This window comes from Streptomyces griseicoloratus, from assembly GCF_014534645.1.
In the GTDB taxonomy this organism is placed as follows: Bacteria; Actinomycetota; Actinomycetes; order Streptomycetales; family Streptomycetaceae; genus Streptomyces; species Streptomyces griseicoloratus.
This window is the reverse complement of the sequence record NZ_JACVQF010000234.1, coordinates 129405-145455: the sequence shown is the minus strand read 5'-3', so window position 1 is coordinate 145455 and position 16051 is coordinate 129405. Positions and strand designations below refer to the sequence as shown.

10 protein-coding genes are annotated in these 16051 nt (G+C 72.2%); 1 reads left to right on the top strand and 9 read right to left on the bottom strand.

Annotated features, from left to right (window positions below):
* Window positions 1-68: 68 nt before the first annotated feature.
* The 8 genes from tmk to bldG all read right to left on the bottom strand — a co-directional run bounded on the left by tmk (window position 69) and on the right by bldG (window position 12895).
* The gene (gene tmk / locus H0H10_RS35590) at window positions 69-3335 is read right to left on the bottom strand and encodes a dTMP kinase (protein WP_188185314.1); all 3267 of its coding nucleotides are present in this window, start codon (window positions 3333-3335) and stop codon (window positions 69-71) included.
* Window positions 3336-3470: 135 nt separating this feature from the next.
* Window positions 3471-6296, bottom strand: a complete 2826-nt coding sequence (gene topA / locus H0H10_RS35585) for a type I DNA topoisomerase (protein WP_188185313.1) — start codon at window positions 6294-6296, stop codon at window positions 3471-3473.
* A gap of 268 nt (window positions 6297-6564) precedes the next feature.
* On the bottom strand, window positions 6565-6762 hold the full coding sequence (locus tag H0H10_RS35580) for a hypothetical protein (protein WP_188185312.1): 198 nt from the start codon (window positions 6760-6762) through the stop codon (window positions 6565-6567).
* Between the two features lie 179 nt (window positions 6763-6941).
* Window positions 6942-8468 (bottom strand): DUF7059 domain-containing protein, encoded by a 1527-nt coding sequence (locus H0H10_RS35575; protein ID WP_188185311.1) that lies wholly within the window; start codon window positions 8466-8468, stop codon window positions 6942-6944.
* A gap of 39 nt (window positions 8469-8507) precedes the next feature.
* Complete coding sequence (locus H0H10_RS35570) at window positions 8508-9092, bottom strand: small secreted protein (RefSeq protein WP_188185310.1); 585 nt, start codon at window positions 9090-9092, stop codon at window positions 8508-8510.
* Between the two features lie 219 nt (window positions 9093-9311).
* Window positions 9312-11717, bottom strand: a complete 2406-nt coding sequence (locus H0H10_RS35565) for a sodium-translocating pyrophosphatase (protein WP_188185309.1) — start codon at window positions 11715-11717, stop codon at window positions 9312-9314.
* A 295-nt stretch (window positions 11718-12012) separates the two neighbouring features.
* The gene (locus H0H10_RS35560) at window positions 12013-12444 is read right to left on the bottom strand and encodes an ATP-binding protein (RefSeq protein WP_188185308.1); all 432 of its coding nucleotides are present in this window, start codon (window positions 12442-12444) and stop codon (window positions 12013-12015) included.
* 109 nt (window positions 12445-12553) lie between these two features.
* Complete coding sequence (gene bldG / locus H0H10_RS35555) at window positions 12554-12895, bottom strand: anti-sigma factor antagonist BldG (RefSeq protein ID WP_005475923.1); 342 nt, start codon at window positions 12893-12895, stop codon at window positions 12554-12556.
* Window positions 12896-12977: 82 nt separating this feature from the next.
* Between bldG and sftH the strand changes: the two genes are divergently transcribed.
* On the top strand, window positions 12978-15437 hold the full coding sequence (gene sftH, locus H0H10_RS35550) for a DEAD/DEAH box helicase (RefSeq protein ID WP_188185307.1): 2460 nt from the start codon (window positions 12978-12980) through the stop codon (window positions 15435-15437).
* Here sftH and H0H10_RS41355 read toward each other — a convergent pair.
* Window positions 15397-15993, bottom strand: a complete 597-nt coding sequence (locus H0H10_RS41355) for an Rv3654c family TadE-like protein (protein ID WP_373566958.1) — start codon at window positions 15991-15993, stop codon at window positions 15397-15399. The genes sftH and H0H10_RS41355 overlap by 41 nt on opposite strands.
* Window positions 15994-16051 lie beyond the last annotated feature (58 nt).

The window sequence follows — 16051 nt, the reverse complement described above, 5'->3', positions numbered from 1 at the left end:
TTGCGCCCGGTGTCGTCCGTCGTCATCCATTGTGCGGGCGCCCACTGACAACCCGGGCCGGCCGAGCGTCAGCGGCCCCGGCCCCTCCCCCGGCGGCCTCCGTCGTCCTGGTCGTCGTCCTCATGCGGCCCGAGCAGTTCGTCCGCCAGCGTCGGCAGGTCGTCCAGCGGCGTCTCCTCGGCCCAGTCGGACCGCCGGCGCCGGGGCTGCGCCTGCTCGGGGTCGACCTGGGGCAGCTCCCGCGTGCGGTCGTCGGAGGCGTCGGGCCGGGCGGGCGGGTTCTCGTCCCGGAAGAAGCCGGGCGGCACCCGGTCGGCGGGGTCGTCTCCGCGTACGGGCGGCAGCACGGCCGTCTCGTCGGCGGCACCGGGCGCCACCGGCGGCAGCACAGCCGTCTCATCGGACTCACCCGGCGCCACCGGCGGCAGCACGGCCGTCTCATCCGCCGCACCCGGCGCCACCGGCGGCAGCACGGCCGTCTCATCCGCCGCACCCGGCGGCAACGGCAGCTCGGCCGTCACCTCCGAGTCGGAGACCGCGGAGGTCCGCCCGTCGCCGCGCTCGTCCCGCACCGGCCGCAGTACCGCGGTGTCCTCCGCCGGCCCGTCGGGGCCCTTGTCCAGCTTCACCACCGGCGTCGGCACGGTCGCCGCGTCCGGGGCCGGGGCAGGGGCCGGCCGGGGGGCGTCCGCCGCGGGCGGGGCCGTCGGCTTCGGGCCCGTCGCGGCCGCGGCCGCAGCCTGCTCCGCCGCCCGGCGCGCCTCCTCCGCGCGCAGCAGGGCCTCCTCGGCCTTGCGCTGCTTCTCCAGGCGCCGTGCCTCGGCCTCGGCCCGCAGCCGGGCCTCCTCCTCGGCCTGCTTGCGGAGCCTCTCCTCCTCGGCCCTGCGGCGGGCCTCCTCCTCGGCGCGCGCCTTCTCCTCCGCGAGGAGCCGTGCCCGCTCCTCCTCGGCGCGCCGACGCGCTTCCTCGGCCCGCTGCCGGGCCTCCTCGGCCTGCCGCTCGGCCTCGCGCCGCTGGGCCTCCTCCAGCTCGCGCCGCTTGCGCTCCTCCTCCTCGGCGCGCAGCCGCTCCAGCTGCTCCTGGCGCTCGCGCTCCAGGCGCTCCTCCTCGGCCTTGCGGGCGGCTTCCTCCTCCGCCTTGCGCCGGGCCTCCTCCTCGGCCTTGCGCCGCGCCTCCTCCCGGGCCTCGATCTCGGCCTGGGACAGCGGCAGCACCTGGTCGAGCCGGGCCCGGACGACGGTCGTGACGGCCTCGGGCTCCTGGCCGGCGTCCACGACGAGGTAGCGCCCGGGGTCGGCGGCGGCCAGCGTCAGGAAACCGGACCGCACGCGCGCGTGGAACTCGGCGGGCTCCGACTCCAGCCGGTCCGGCGCCTCGGTGAACCGCTCGCGCGCGGCCTCCGGCGAGACGTCCAGCAGGACCGTCAGATGCGGGACGAGCCCGTTCGTCGCCCAGCGGTTGATGCGGGCGATCTCGGTCGGGGACAGGTCACGGCCCGCGCCCTGGTAGGCCACCGAGGAGTCGATGTAGCGGTCGGAGATCACCACGGCTCCGCGCTCCAGCGCGGGCCGCACCACCGTGTCCACGTGCTCCGCGCGGTCGGCGGCGTACAGCAGCGCCTCCGCCCGGTGCGACAGTCCGGCGCTGGACACGTCCAGCAGGATCGACCGCAGGCGCTTGCCCACCGGCGTCGCGCCCGGCTCGCGGGTGAGCACGACCTCGTGGCCCTTGCCCCTGATCCACTCGGCGAGCGCCTCGGCCTGGGTGGACTTCCCGGCGCCGTCACCGCCCTCCAGGGCGATGAAGAATCCGTTCGCCGCGGGTGCGGGCACCGGGTCGTCGCCGCCGAGCAGCGCGTCCCTCAGGTCGTGCCGGAGCGGAACGCCGGAGCGGTCGTCGACCTTGGCGAGCACCAGCGCGGCCACCGGCAGCAGCAGCGCGCCGACGAGCATGAGGACGAAACCGGCGCCGCCGTGCGCGAAGACGAACTTGCCGTTCTCCAGCCGGTGCGGCCCGATCACCGCGGCCAGCACGGGCGCGACCACCGCGCCGAGCGCCACGCAGACCCGGACGACCGCGTGCAGGTGCTCGGTGGTCCGCGTCCGGCGGTGCTCCTCGCTCTCCTGGTCGAGCAGCGTGTGCCCGGTGTTGGCGGCCACGCCCGCGCCGACGCCGGCCAGCGCGACGAGCAGCAGCACCGTGGTGTCGTCCGGGACGAGCCCTGCGGCCAGCAGGGCGACGCCGGCGAAGGCGGTCGCCAGGGCCAGCAGCCGCCGGCGCGAGAGCGAGGGCAGCAGGGCGGGGGCCGTACGGATGCCGACGACGACCCCGCCGGTCAGCGCGGCCACCATCAGCCCGTACAGCACGGGGCCGCCGCCCAGGTCCTTGGCGTGCAGCACCGCCACGGCGACCGCCGCGGACACCGCCCCGGCGACCGCCGCGCAGGCGAGCACCAGCAGCGGGGCGGCGCCGGTGCGGCCCTTGTCCGGGCCCGTGCCGCTCTTCGGGCGGCGCAGCCCCTCCAGCGGCGACCGGGCGCGCGGGGTGCGCGTGGCGGGCAGCTCCAGGAAGGTCAGCACGGACAGGGAGGCGGCGAACAGCCCGGCCGCGACGTACGAGCCGAGGGCGGCCTGGTGCTCGGCGAACCAGGCGATGCCGGCGCCCAGCAGGTTGTTCACCAGCCCGGCGACGACGAGCACCACCGCCGCGAGGGGGACCGCCACGAAGCCCGTCCGCAGGGACAGGCGGCGCAGCGCCTCCATGTGGTCCGGCAGCGGACGCACCGTCGCGCCCTCCGGTGGCGGCGCGGGCAGCAGCGCGGGGGCCGCGCTCTCCCGGCACACCGTCCAGAAGCGCTCGGCGACGCCGGTGACGAAGACGGTCACCAGGAGGACGGCGAGCGCGTCGTCCGGCGTCCAGTCGATCCACAGCGGCGCGACGATCAGCAGCGCGGCCCTCAGCCCGTCCGCGCCGACCATGGTCCAGCGGCGGTCGAGCGGGCCGTCCTGCGAGGTGAGAGCGGTCAGCGGGCCCAGCAGGACCGCGCCGAAGAGCAGCGTCGCCAGGATGCGCACACCGAAAACGGTCGCCACTGCGAACGCCACGCCCCGGTAGCCCGCGCCGAACGAGCCCGCGCCGATCGCGGCCTGGACGGCGAGAACGACCAGCACGAGGAGGGCCAGCATGTCGCCGACACCCCCCACGAGCTGTGCGCTCCACAGCCGCCTCAGCTGCGGCTGGCGCAGCAGGGCGCGCACGGCGCGCTCGCGGGAGTCCGCGACCAGGGCGTCGTCCGGGGTGGGGTGAGAGGCCGTTGGCTGCTCGGCTCGCGTCATGCGTTCAGCCTATCGGGAGCCGCCGACAGGCCCGAGCGCCCGGCCGGGCGTGCGCACGCCCCGACACCGAATCGATGCCGGGGCGTTCGCTCTGCGAATGAAGGTGCGTCTCACGCGCCGTCGTCCGGGGCCGGCTCAGTCCTCCGACGCCTTGGTGGCGGTCGCCTTCTTGGTGGCCGTCTTCTTCGCCGTGGTCTTCTTGGCGGCCGTCGTCTTGGCGGCCGTCTTCTTCGCCGCGGTCTTCTTGGCCGCCGTCTTCTTCGCCGGGGCCTTCTTCGCGGCGGTCTTCTTCGCCGTCTTCTTGGCGGGCCCCTTGGCGCGCTTCTCGGCGAGCAGCTCGAAGCCGCGCTCCGGGGTGATCGCCTCGACGCTGTCGCCGGAGCGCAGAGTGGCGTTGGTCTCGCCGTCGGTGACGTACGGACCGAAGCGCCCGTCCTTGACGACGACCGGCTTGCCGCTGACCGGGTCCTCGCCCAGCTCCTTCAGCGGCGGCTTGGCCGCGGCCCGGCCACGCTGCTTGGGCTGGGCGTAGATCGCCTGCGCCTCCTCCAGCGTGATCGTGAAGATCTGGTCCTCGGACTGCAGGGACCGCGAGTCCGTGCCCTTCTTCAGGTACGGGCCGTAGCGGCCGTTCTGCGCGGTGATCTCGACGCCGTCCGCGTCGGTGCCGACGATGCGCGGCAGCGACATCAGCTTCAGGGCGTCGTCCAGCGTCACCGTGTCCAGGGACATCGACTTGAACAGCGAGGCCGTCCGCGGCTTCACGGCGTTCTTGCCGGTCTTGGGAGTGCCCTCGGGGAGCACCTCGGTGACGTACGGGCCGTAGCGGCCGTCCTTGGCGACGATCGTGTGGCCGGTGGCCGGGTCGGTGCCCAGCTCGAAGTCGCCGCTCGGCTTGGCGAGCAGTTCCTCGGCGAGCTCGACGGACAGCTCGTCGGGCGCCAGGTCGTCGGGGATGTCGGCGCGCTGGTGCTGCTCGGTGTCCTTCTCGCCGCGCTCGATGTACGGGCCGTAGCGCCCGACCCGCAGCACGATGTCGTTGCCGACGGGGAAGGACGACACCTCGCGCGCGTCGATCGCGCCCAGGTCGGTCACCAGCTCCTTGAGGCCGCCGAGGTGGTCCCCGTCGCCGTTGCCGGCCTCGGCCGCGCCGCCGTTGCCGGTGCCCTCGCCGAAGTAGAAGCGCTTCAGCCACGGCACGGCCTGCGCCTCGCCGCGGGCGATGGCGTCGAGGTCGTCCTCCATCTTGGCGGTGAAGTCGTAGTCGACGAGCCGCCCGAAGTGCTTCTCCAGGAGGTTGACCACGGCGAAGGACAGGAAGGACGGGACGAGCGCCGTGCCCTTCTTGAACACGTAGCCGCGGTCCAGGATGGTGCCGATGATCGACGCGTACGTCGACGGGCGGCCGATCTCGCGCTCTTCCAGCTCCTTGACCAGCGACGCCTCGGTGTAGCGGGCCGGGGGCTTGGTGGCGTGGCCGTCGACCGTGATCTCCTCGGCCGTCAGCGCGTCGCCCTCGGCGACCTGCGGCAGCCGGCGCTCGCGGTCGTCCAGCTCGGCGTTCGGGTCGTCGGCGCCCTCCACGTAGGCCTTCAGGAAGCCGTGGAAGGTGATCGTCTTGCCGGACGCGGTGAACTCGACGTCCCGTCCGTCGGCCGCCGTGCCGCCGATCTTCACGGTGACGCTGTTTCCGGTCGCGTCCTTCATCTGGGAGGCGACGGTCCGCTTCCAGATCAGCTCGTAGAGCTTGAACTGGTCGCCGGTCAGACCGGTCTCGGCGGGCGTGCGGAAACGATCACCCGAGGGACGGATCGCCTCGTGCGCCTCCTGCGCGTTCTTGACCTTGCCGGCGTACGTCCTCGGCTGCGCCGGCAGGTAGTCGGCGCCGTACAGCTGCGTGACCTGGGCGCGGGCGGCGGCGACCGCCGTGTCGCTCAGGGTCGTCGAGTCCGTACGCATGTAGGTGATGTAGCCGTTCTCGTACAGCTTCTGCGCGATCTGCATCGTCGCCTTGGCGCCGAAGCCGAGCTTGCGCGAGGCCTCCTGCTGCAGCGTCGTCGTACGGAACGGGGCGTACGGCGAGCGGCGGTACGGCTTGGACTCGACGGAGCGGACGGCGAACCGCGTGTCCTGGAGGGCGGCGGCGAGCGCGCGGGCGTTCGCCTCGTCGAGGTGGAGGGTGTTCGCGCTCTTCAGCTGCCCGAGGGAGTCGAAGTCACGGCCCTGCGCCACCCGCCGGCCGTCGACGCTCTGCAGGCGGGCGACCAGCGACGACGGGTCGGAGGCGTCTCCCGCGCGACCGGTCGCGAAGGTGCCCGTCAGGTCCCAGTACTCGGCGGAGCGGAACGCCATGCGCTCGCGTTCCCGCTCGACGACCAGCCGGGTCGCGACGGACTGGACGCGGCCTGCCGACAGGCGCGGCATGACCTTCTTCCACAGGACCGGCGAGACCTCGTAGCCGTAGAGGCGGTCGAGGATGCGGCGGGTCTCCTGGGCGTCGACGAGCTTCTGGTTGAGCTGGCGCGGGTTGGCCACGGCCGCCCGGATCGCGTCCTTGGTGATCTCGTGGAACACCATCCGCTTGACCGGGATCTTGGGCTTGAGCACTTCCTGGAGGTGCCAGGCGATGGCCTCGCCCTCGCGGTCCTCATCGGTGGCGAGGAAGAGCTCGTCGGAGTCCTTCAGCAGATCCTTGAGCTTCTTGACCTGCGCCTTCTTGTCGGCGTTGACCACATAGATCGGCTGGAAGTCGTGTTCGACGTCCACACCGAGGCGGCGGACCTCGCCGGTGTACTTCTCGGGCACCTCCGCGGCGCCGTTCGGAAGATCGCGAATGTGCCCGACGCTCGCCTCGACGACGTAACCGGGCCCGAGGTAGCCCTTGATCGTCTTCGCCTTGGCAGGCGACTCGACGATGACGAGTCGGCGGCCGCCCTTCGCGGTCTCGCTGGTCGGGGACAACTTCGCTCTTCTCTCCGGTCGACGCTGGGCCTCCCCAGGCCGTGGTCCCGGGTCGGGTCGTGCTCTGTTTCGGTCGTGACGCTGCGGAGTGTGACGGTACCTCCCGCCCCCGTGTCAAACGGGAAAAGCCCACAACGGCCACTCGAACGGTAACCCGACGAACCCTGTTCCTGCCGCCCGGAGTGCTCAGCGGCCCTCACCTGCATATCCGGAGCGCGACCTCCCGATTACCCGGGCGGTAGTGCGGTGCCCGGCCGGAACGGGCCTCTCACACACGCGTCAGACACCACGCCCCGAGGGCCAGAGCGACCACGGCGGCAACGCTCGCGAGGGTCGCCGATGCGACGGGGTTCACACCCTGGGCGACAGGCTTGCCGTGCCGCACCCGGCTCGCAGTCCACACCAGCAGACCGCCCCCGAACAGGGCGAACACCATTCCCGAGAAGATCGCCGGACCGCTCTCCATGATCTTCGTGCCTCTCTTTTGCCGCCCGCGAGTACCCAGCTTCCGGGAGACTGACACGCGCGGGCGGCGATCAGGCGAACCCGAGGTGAACGGGCGGCCGCCGGCGCGTCGCCGTGGCTCGTTCCACGCGGTGCCGCGGCGGCCGAGACGGCCGTCACAGGGATTCGCCGGCACATGCACTACGCCGGTTCGAGGAATCCCTGCTCCACCAGCAGCCGGATCTGCGCGGGCGTACGGTCGCGCAGCGCCACCGGGTCCTCGCCCAGCAGCTGGGCGATGGCGTCCAGAATGCGGCCCGCGGTCATGGTGCCGTCACAGACGCCGGCGAACCCGGCGCCGACCGTGTCGACCCGGGTGGCCCGGCGCATGCCGCGGTTCTGGCGCAGGACGACGTGCTCGGGGTCCTCGGCGCCGGGCAGCCCCACCTGCTCCTGGACGACCTCGCCGGCCAGCGTGAAGCGTGCTTCGAGCAGGGCGGCGTCGTCGTGCGTGCGCAGATAGTCGAGGCGGTCGAAGTGCGCCCGCACCGTCTCGCCGAGCGGCTGCTCGATCGGGTGCGGCCACTCCTCGGTGGTGATCGAGGGCTCGGCGGACCCCGTCTTGCGCAGGGTGATCCAGCCGAAGCCGACGGCCTTGACCTTGCGCGCCTCGAACTCGTCGAGCCACGCGTCGTACCGCGCCTGGTACTCGGCCACATCGCCGCGGTGGTCCCCGGCGTCCCTGAGCCACAGCTCGGCGTACTGCGTGACGTCCTGCACCTCGCGCTGGACGATCCAGGCGTCGCAGCCGCGCGGCACCCAGGAGCGCAGCCGGTCCGCCCAGTCCTCCCCCTCCACGTGCTGCCAGTTGGCGAGGAAGTGCGCGAACCCGCCCTCGTTCAGCCGCTCCCACGCCTGGGAAACGAGCGTGCGGCACAGATCGTCCCCGCCCATCCCGCCGTCGCGGTAGGTGAGCCGTGCGCCCGGGGAGATCACGAACGGCGGATTCGACACGATCAGGTCGTACGTCTCCCCGTCCCGGAGCGGCTCGAACAGCGAGCCCTCGCGGAGATCGGCGGCCGGGGCCCCGGACAGCGCGAGGGTGAGCGCGGTGATGTGCAGCGCGCGCGGGTTGAGGTCGGTCGCCGTCACCCGCGTGACGTGCCGGGCGGCGTGCAGGGCCTGGATGCCGGAGCCGGTGCCGAGGTCGAGGGCGGTGGCGACGGGCGTGCGGACGGTGATGCCGGCGAGCGTCGTGGAGGCGCCGCCGACCCCGAGGACGACGCCCTCGGCGCGGCTGCCGATGCCGCCGGCACCGCCGACCGCGCAGCCGAGGTCGGAGACGATGTACCAGTCCTCGCCGTCGGGTCCGGCGTACGGCCGCACGTCCACGGTGGCCGCCACCTCGTCGCCGCCCGTGCGGACGAGCCAGCCGCTCTCCAGGCAGGCGTCGGCGGGCAGGACGTCCGCCACGCGCGCGTGGGCGACCGGTTGCTGGAGCAGGAAGAGCCGTACGAGCACTTCCAGCGGTGTGTCGCCGCGGGTGGCCCGGAGCGCGGGCACCGTCTCGCTGCGGGACAGCGCCGCGTAGGCGGGAGCGCCGAGCAGCTCCAGCAGTCCGTCGGCGGTGAAGGAGGCCCCGAGCAGGGCGTCGCGCAGCCGCGCGGTGACGTCGGCGCGGTCGGCGGAGGGCAGGGTGGAGAGGCTGGCGTTACTCACGTCCCCCATTGTGAACCCGCGCCCTCCCCCGGGCCCCTGGAGCGGCCGTCAGCTCGCCGTCGCGGAGGCGGTGGCCGACTTGCAGCTGGGCTGCCTGGCCATCGCCTGGCCGACCTCGCCCTCCTCCAGGGTCTTCAGCGCGTCGCTGCCGCTCTTGCTGAGCTTGTCCAGCTCGGTGGCGATGTCCTTGAGGCCGTCGGCGAACTTCGCCTGGTCATCGGTGTCGAGGGCCTCCACCTGCTTCCTCAGGGAGGCGTACGACGAGGAGAGGCCGTTGAGCTCGGCGACCGCGTCCTTCTGCTTCTTCTCCCCGTCCTCGACGTCCGGCGCGCCGGCCTTCTGGACGGTGCTGCCCATCGCCTTGTACGCGTCGGACATGTCCTGGAAGGCCTTCGCGTCGGTCTTCTGGACCTCCTCCGGCGTGCTGTTGTCCGAGGTCTGCTTCTGGATCGCCGCGTTGGCGGCCTCGATCTTCTTCGCCTGCGGCTGTACGCCGTCGCAGACCTGCTTCGCCCAGGAGTCCAGCTTGTCGTTGCCGTCGTCGCTGCTGCATCCCGTCAGCGCCAGTACCAGTACCGCACCGCCGGACAGTGCGGCCGCGAGCTTCTTGTTCACCGGATTGGTCCCTTCCATGGCTCTCGGCCCCGGAACATACACGCCGGACGGGGGACCTTTGCAGGATGAGCATCCGTTAAGACCGGTATTGCATCCATTTGCACCAAGAGAGAGAAGGCTCACGATGCGGGGCGCGCACACGCGGCGCACGGGCGGACGACGCGTCAACGCGCGCCTCCCGCCCGTGCTTTGAGACTGCCTTCCCGCGATCTGCCACCAGGGCGTCTGGGGAACCGGCTACGAAACCACCGCCGGATCGGCCGACTTGGGCTCCCGGTCGGTGCTGTCCTCGTCGCCCACGGCGATTCCGCGCCGCTTGGAGACGTACACCGCGGCGACGATGACGGCGAACGCCACCACCGCGATCAGCACCCGCATGCCGATGCTCTTGTCGGCGCCGTAGGAGAACTTGATGACCGCCGGTGCGATGAGCAGCGACACCAGGTTCATGACCTTCAGCAACGGGTTGATCGCCGGGCCCGCGGTGTCCTTGAACGGGTCGCCGACCGTGTCGCCGATGACGGTGGCGGCGTGGGCCTCGCTGCCCTTGCCGCCGTGGTGGCCGTCCTCGACGAGCTTCTTGGCGTTGTCCCAGGCACCACCGGAGTTGGCGAGGAACACTGCCATCAGGGTGCCCGCGCCGATCGCGCCCGCCAGGAACGCCCCGAGGGCGCCCACGCCGAGCGTGAACCCGATGAAGATGGGCGCCATGACGGCCAGCAGCCCGGGCGTGGCGAGCTCGCGCAGGGCGTCCCTGGTGCAGATGTCGACGACCTTGCCGTACTCGGGTTTCTCGCTGTAGTCCATGATCCCGGGCTTCTCGCGGAACTGCCGCCGCACCTCGAAGACCACCGAACCCGCCGACCGCGACACCGCGTTGATCGCCAGCCCGGAGAAGAGGAAGACCACCGCCGCGCCCGCGACCAGCCCGACGAGGTTGTTGGGCTGCGAGATGTCCATCATCAGGCTCATCGGCGCGCCCTCGCCGCTCAGCTTCTCCCCGACGTCTCTGGCGCCGGTGGTGATGGCGTCGCGGTACGAGCCGAACAGCGCCGCCGCCGCGAGGACGGCGGTGGCGATCGCGATGCCCTTGGTGATCGCCTTGGTCGTGTTGCCGACCGCGTCCAGGTTGGTGAGCACCTGTGCGCCCGCGCCCTCCACGTCGCCGGACATCTCGGCGATGCCCTGCGCGTTGTCGGAGACCGGCCCGAACGTGTCCATGGCGACGATCACGCCGACCGTGGTGAGCAGGCCGGTGCCGGCCAGCGCCACCGCGAACAGCGCCAGCATGATCGACGTGCCGCCGAGCAGGAAGGCCCCGTAGACGCCGAGGCCGATCAACAGGGCGGTGTAGACGGCGGATTCCAGACCGACGGAGATACCGGCGAGGACGACGGTGGCGGGGCCGGTGAGCGAGGTCTTGCCGATGTCCCTGACGGGCCTGCGGGTGGTCTCGGTGAAGTAGCCCGTGAGCTGCTGGATCAGCGCGGCGAGCACGATGCCGATCGCCACCGCGACGAGCGCGAGGATCCGCGGGTCGCCGTCCTTGCCCGCGATCGCGGCGTCGGTGACGCCGTCGAGGTCGGAGTACTTCCCGGGGAGGTAGACGAAGACGGCCACCGCCACCAGCACCAGCGAGATCACCGCGGAGATGAAGAAGCCCCGGTTGATCGCACTCATGCCGCTGCGGTCCGCTCGCCGGGGCGCCACCGCGAAGATTCCGATCATGGCGGTGACCACGCCGATCGCCGGGACCAGCAGCGGGAACGCCAGCCCGGAGTCGCCGAAGGCGACCTTGCCGAGGATCAGCGCGGCGACCAGGGTCACGGCGTACGACTCGAAGAGGTCGGCCGCCATGCCCGCGCAGTCGCCGACGTTGTCGCCCACATTGTCGGCGATGGTCGCGGCATTGCGCGGATCGTCCTCCGGAATGCCCTGCTCGACCTTGCCGACCAGGTCGGCGCCGACGTCGGCGGCCTTGGTGAAGATGCCGCCGCCGACCCGCATGAACATCGCGATCAGCGCGGCACCGAGACCGAAGCCCTCCAGGACCTTCGGCGCGTCGGCCGCGTACACCAGCACCACGCAACAGGCGCCCAGCAGGCCGAGCCCCACCGTGAACATGCCGACCACACCGCCGGTGCGAAAAGCGATCTTCGTCGCCCGGTGCGAAACGAGCGTGAGATCCTTTTCCGGTTCGCCCGGGGCCGGTGTCGCTTCCCGCGCCGCCGCGGCGACGCGCACATTGCTGCGTACCGCGAGCCACATGCCGATATAGCCGGTGGCCGCCGAGAACGCCGCGCCGATCAGGAAGAACACCGATCGTCCGGCACGCTGATTCCAGTCGTCCGCGGGCAGCAGCATGAGCAGGAAGAACACGACGACGGCGAAAACGCCGAGCGTGCGCAACTGCCGGGCCAGATAGGCGTTGGCGCCTTCCTGGACGGCCGCCGCGATCTTCTTCATGCTGTCGGTTCCCTCGCCCGCCGCGAGTACCTGGCGCACCAGGACGCCCGCGAGCACCAGCGCGGCCAGCGCGACGACCGCGATGACGGCGACCAGGACGCGATTGCCGTCGGTCAGGACCGCGGCCGCCAAGGTCGAGGGATCACCCAACTGATGAGGGGTAGAAAGCTCCGCCATTCGTCCTCCTTGACGCTTGGACTGAGCTCAAGATGTGGACGGATTGTAGGTACCGGAACCCGATCAAAACAGTGCACGACAAATAGAATTGGCCTGTCAACCGGAAAGCGTAATGCGCCAAAAGCATTGGGTCGGGAACGCGACCGTGATCCGTTTGTCCATACGGGTTGATCGTGAATGAATTCACTTAACGCCCGCACGGAACCACTGTATGCGCGGGCGTTGTCCTCCGCACACGGCAAAGGGCCCTACGTGGTAGGGCCCTTTGGGTGATGCCCGGCTGAAAGAGGTGCTGTCAGGCCAGGGGGACCACCGGCGGCGTGGTCGGCCAGGTCATGCGGATCAGCCCGCCGTCCTCGCCCGCCGTGACCTCCACGTCGTCGACGAGTCCGCTGATGACGGCGAGGCCCATCTCGTCCTCCTCGGCCTCCACCTCGTCGCCCCCGGCTCCGGGGGACCCGGCCACGAAGGGCAGGTGCGGCGCCTCGTCGCCGACCTCGATGGAGAACTGCTTCTCCTCCTCGATCAGCGACACCTTCACCGGCGCCGTGATGCCACCGTTCTGATGGAGCCCGACGGCCCGGGTGCAGGCCTCCCCGACGGCGAGCCTGACCTCGTCGAGGACGGCCTCGTCCACCCCGGCCCTGCGTGCCACCGCGGCCGCCACCAGACGGGCGGTCCGCACGTGCTCGGGCAGCGCGCTGAAGCGGAGTTCAACGGTGGCCATGCATCCCCCTCAGAACTACGGGCGTGCTGTCGGGGGACCGGGCCGCGCACGACCCGGTCCCCCGTGTTGCCTCAACTCTGCGTCCCGGGCCGGGGCCCGGGAACGGTCGTCAGTCGGTGGCCGCCACCGCTTCATCGACCGAGGTGTGAATCGGGAACACCTTGGTGAGACCGGTGATGCGGAAGATCTTGAGAATGCGCTCCTGGTTGCAGACCAGGCGCAACGAGCCCTCGTGGGCACGCACTCGCTTCAGGCCGCCGACCAGCACGCCGAGCCCGGTGGAGTCGAGGAAGTCCACGCCCTCCATGTCGACGACGAGGTGGAAACTCCCGTCGTTCACCAGCTCGACCAGCTGCTCGCGCAGCTTGGGCGCGGTGTATACGTCAATTTCGCCACCGACCTCGACGACCGTGCGATCGCCGACGGTACGGGTCGACAGGGACAGGTCCACGGATCCTCCAGCACCTTGCTATCGAGCGGTCGTCCCTCGGGACACCTCGGCTTGAAGCCCCCAGGACGGTTCGCCAGCCGCGATGGCATTCAATCACTTACCGGCAGGCGTGCACGACGCCTTGGTCCCATTGTCCGTCACGCCGGTGACACACTCGGTGCCGATGGCCAAGAATCACCGATCCGATCGATCCCCGGCGGAGCCCGTCTCCCGGCCGGAGCCGGGCACGGTCCTGGGCCGGCTCGCCTCGGGGCCGAGCCGGGCTGCGCGCATCACTCATACGGAGCACTTGCCCCCGCGAGCGGGCCGGCATGCCGTCTGGCCGGACCGGATTCGCCCCGAGGTCGTCGCGGCGGTGCAGGCCGCCGGAATCGAACATCCCTGGGCCCACCAGGCACGCGCGGCCGAGCACGCCCTGGATGGCGACTCGGTGGTCGTCGCCACCGGTACCGCCTCGGGCAAGTCCCTGGCCTACCTGGTCCCCGTCCTGTCGACGCTCCTGGACGGCTCCGAGGCCCCCAACGGCCGGGGCGCCACCGCCCTCTACCTCGCCCCGACCAAGGCACTCGCCGCCGACCAGTGCCGGTCGGTGAAGGAACTTTCACAGCCGCTCGGCGCGTCGGTCCGCGCCGCCGTGTACGACGGCGACACGCCGTTCGAGGAACGGGAGTGGATCCGCCAGTACGCCACCTACGTCCTGACCAACCCGGACATGCTGCACCGCGGCATCCTCCCCTCCCACCCGCGCTGGTCCTCCTTCCTGAGGGCGCTGAAGTACGTCGTCATCGACGAGTGCCACACCTACCGCGGCGTCTTCGGCTCGCACGTCGCCCAGGTGCTGCGCAGGCTGCGCCGGCTGTGCGCCCGCTACGGCGCGTCGCCGGTGTTCCTGCTGGCCTCCGCCACCGCCGCCGAGCCCTCGGTGGCGGCCCGCCGGCTCACCGGCCTGCCGGTGGTGGAGGTCGCCGACGACGCCTCACCGCGCGGTGAACTGGTGTTCGCCCTCTGGGAGCCGCCGCTGACCGAACTGGAGGGCGAGAAGGGGGCGCCCGTCCGCCGCACGGCCACCGCCGAGGCCGCCGACCTGCTCACCGACCTCACCGTGCAGGGCATGCGCTCCATCGCCTTCGTCCGCTCCCGGCGTGGCGCCGAGCTGATCTCGGTGATCGCCCAGGAGCGCCTGGGCGAGGTCGACCGGTCGCTGGCCGGGCGCGTGGCCGCGTACCGCGGCGGCTACCTCCCCGAGGAGCGCCGCGCCCTGGAACGCGCCCTCCACTCCGGCGAACTCCTCGGCCTCGCGGCGACGAACGCCCTGGAACTGGGCGTCGACATCTCCGGTCTGGACGCCGTGGTGATCGCCGGGTATCCCGGCACGCGGGCGTCGCTGTGGCAGCAGGCCGGCAGGGCGGGCCGGTCCGGACAGGGGGCCCTGGCGGTGCTGGTCGCCCGGGACGACCCGCTGGACACCTTCCTCGTCCACCACCCGGAGGCCCTGTTCGACCAGCCGGTGGAATCCACCGTCCTCGACCCCGACAATCCGTACGTCCTGGCCCCCCACCTGTGCGCCGCCGCGGCCGAGCTGCCCCTCACGGACGAGGACCTGAAACTGTTCGGCCCCGCGTGCGAGGAACTGCTCCCCCAGCTGGAGGCGGCGAAGCTGCTGCGCCGCCGGACGAAGGCCTGGCACTGGACGCGCCGTGAGCGGGCCGCCGACCTGACCGACATCCGCGGCGCGGGCGGACGGCCGGTCCAGGTCGTCGAGGCCGGCACGGGCCGGCTGCTGGGCACGGTCGACGCCGAGGCCGCCCACACGACGGTCCACGAGGGCGCCGTGCACCTGCACCAGGGCCGCACGTATCTCGTCCGCTCCCTGGACCTGGAGGATTCCGTCGCCCTGGTGGAACAGGCCTCCCCGCCGTACTCGACGGTCGCCCGGGACACGACGTCGATCTCCGTCCTGGAGACGGACGTCGAGGTCCCCTGGGGCGACGGGCGCCTGTGCTACGGCTCCGTCGAGGTCACCAACCAAGTCGTCTCCTTCCTGCGCCGGCGGCTGATCACCGGTGAGGTCCTCGGCGAGTCCAAGCTCGATCTCCCGCCCCGGACGCTGCGCACGCGCGCGGTGTGGTGGACGGTCACCGAGGACCAACTGGACGCCGCCCGGATCAACCCGGAGATCCTCGGCGGTTCCCTGCACGCCGCCGAGCACGCGTCCATCGGGCTGCTGCCCCTCTTCGCCACCTGCGACCGCTGGGACATCGGCGGCGTGTCGGTGCCGCTCCATCCGGACACGCTGCTGCCGACGGTCTTCGTGTACGACGGCCACCCCGGCGGCGCGGGCTTCGCCGAGCGCGCCTTCCACACGGCCCGCGAATGGCTCACGGCCACCCGCGAGGCCATCGCCTCCTGCGAGTGCGACGCCGGCTGCCCGTCCTGCATCCAGTCCCCCAAGTGCGGCAACGGCAACGATCCGCTCCACAAGAGGGGAGCCGTGCGACTCCTCACGGTGCTGCTGCGGGGGGCGGAGGCGGGGAGCCGGTAGGCGCGGAGCCGGTGGGCAGGAGGCCGGTGGGCAGGAGGCCGGTGGGCACGGAGCCGGTGGGCAGGAGTCCGGTGGACTGGGCGGCGGGGGATTCCGAGCCGGCGAGAGGCACGGAGCCGGCGGGCCAAGTGCCGGGAGACACCGAGCCGCCGGGCACGGAACCAGCGGGCGAGGAGCCGGGAGACACCGAGCCGCCGGGCACGGAACCAGCGGGCGAGGAGCCGGGAGACACCGAGCCGCCGGGCAGCGGGTCGGAAGGCCCGGTGTCCGCGGGCCCCGGCGGGCCCGCCCTCGCCCGGACCTCCGCCGCGAACGGCCCCCGTCCCGACGCCGCCGTCACGTCCGAGATCCGCCCGCTGAGGACGCACCGCACGAGCCGCGCCCCCTGGGCCCGCGCGACCCGGTCCGCCCGCGCACACGCGGCCGTACCGCCCTTGGCCCAGTGGTCCGCCGCCGCGAGCGCCGCGAGGTCGGCGCCGCCCGCCGCTCGGTGCCGGGCCACGACGGCCTGGCCCAGGGCCAGCACCACGCCGAACACCAGGCACAGGACGGCCACGGCACCAACACTCCACACGGTGGCGGACCCCCGGTCCGATCCCCGACCGATCACCGGA

Excerpts from the sequence above, each read along its gene's own strand:
- H0H10_RS35580 (WP_188185312.1), bottom strand. The coding sequence starts at position 6,762 with ATGGAGAGCGGTCCGGCGATCTTCTCGGGAATGGTGTTCGCCCTGTTC.
- H0H10_RS35570 (WP_188185310.1), bottom strand. The coding sequence starts at position 9,092 with ATGGAAGGGACCAATCCGGTGAACAAGAAGCTCGCGGCCGCACTGTCC.
- H0H10_RS35575 (WP_188185311.1), bottom strand. The coding sequence starts at position 8,468 with ATGGGGGACGTGAGTAACGCCAGCCTCTCCACCCTGCCCTCCGCCGAC.
- tmk (WP_188185314.1), bottom strand. The coding sequence starts at position 3,335 with ATGACGCGAGCCGAGCAGCCAACGGCCTCTCACCCCACCCCGGACGAC.
- H0H10_RS35560 (WP_188185308.1), bottom strand. The coding sequence starts at position 12,444 with ATGGCCACCGTTGAACTCCGCTTCAGCGCGCTGCCCGAGCACGTGCGG.
- sftH (WP_188185307.1), top strand. The coding sequence starts at position 12,978 with ATGGCATTCAATCACTTACCGGCAGGCGTGCACGACGCCTTGGTCCCA.
- H0H10_RS35565 (WP_188185309.1), bottom strand. The coding sequence starts at position 11,717 with ATGGCGGAGCTTTCTACCCCTCATCAGTTGGGTGATCCCTCGACCTTG.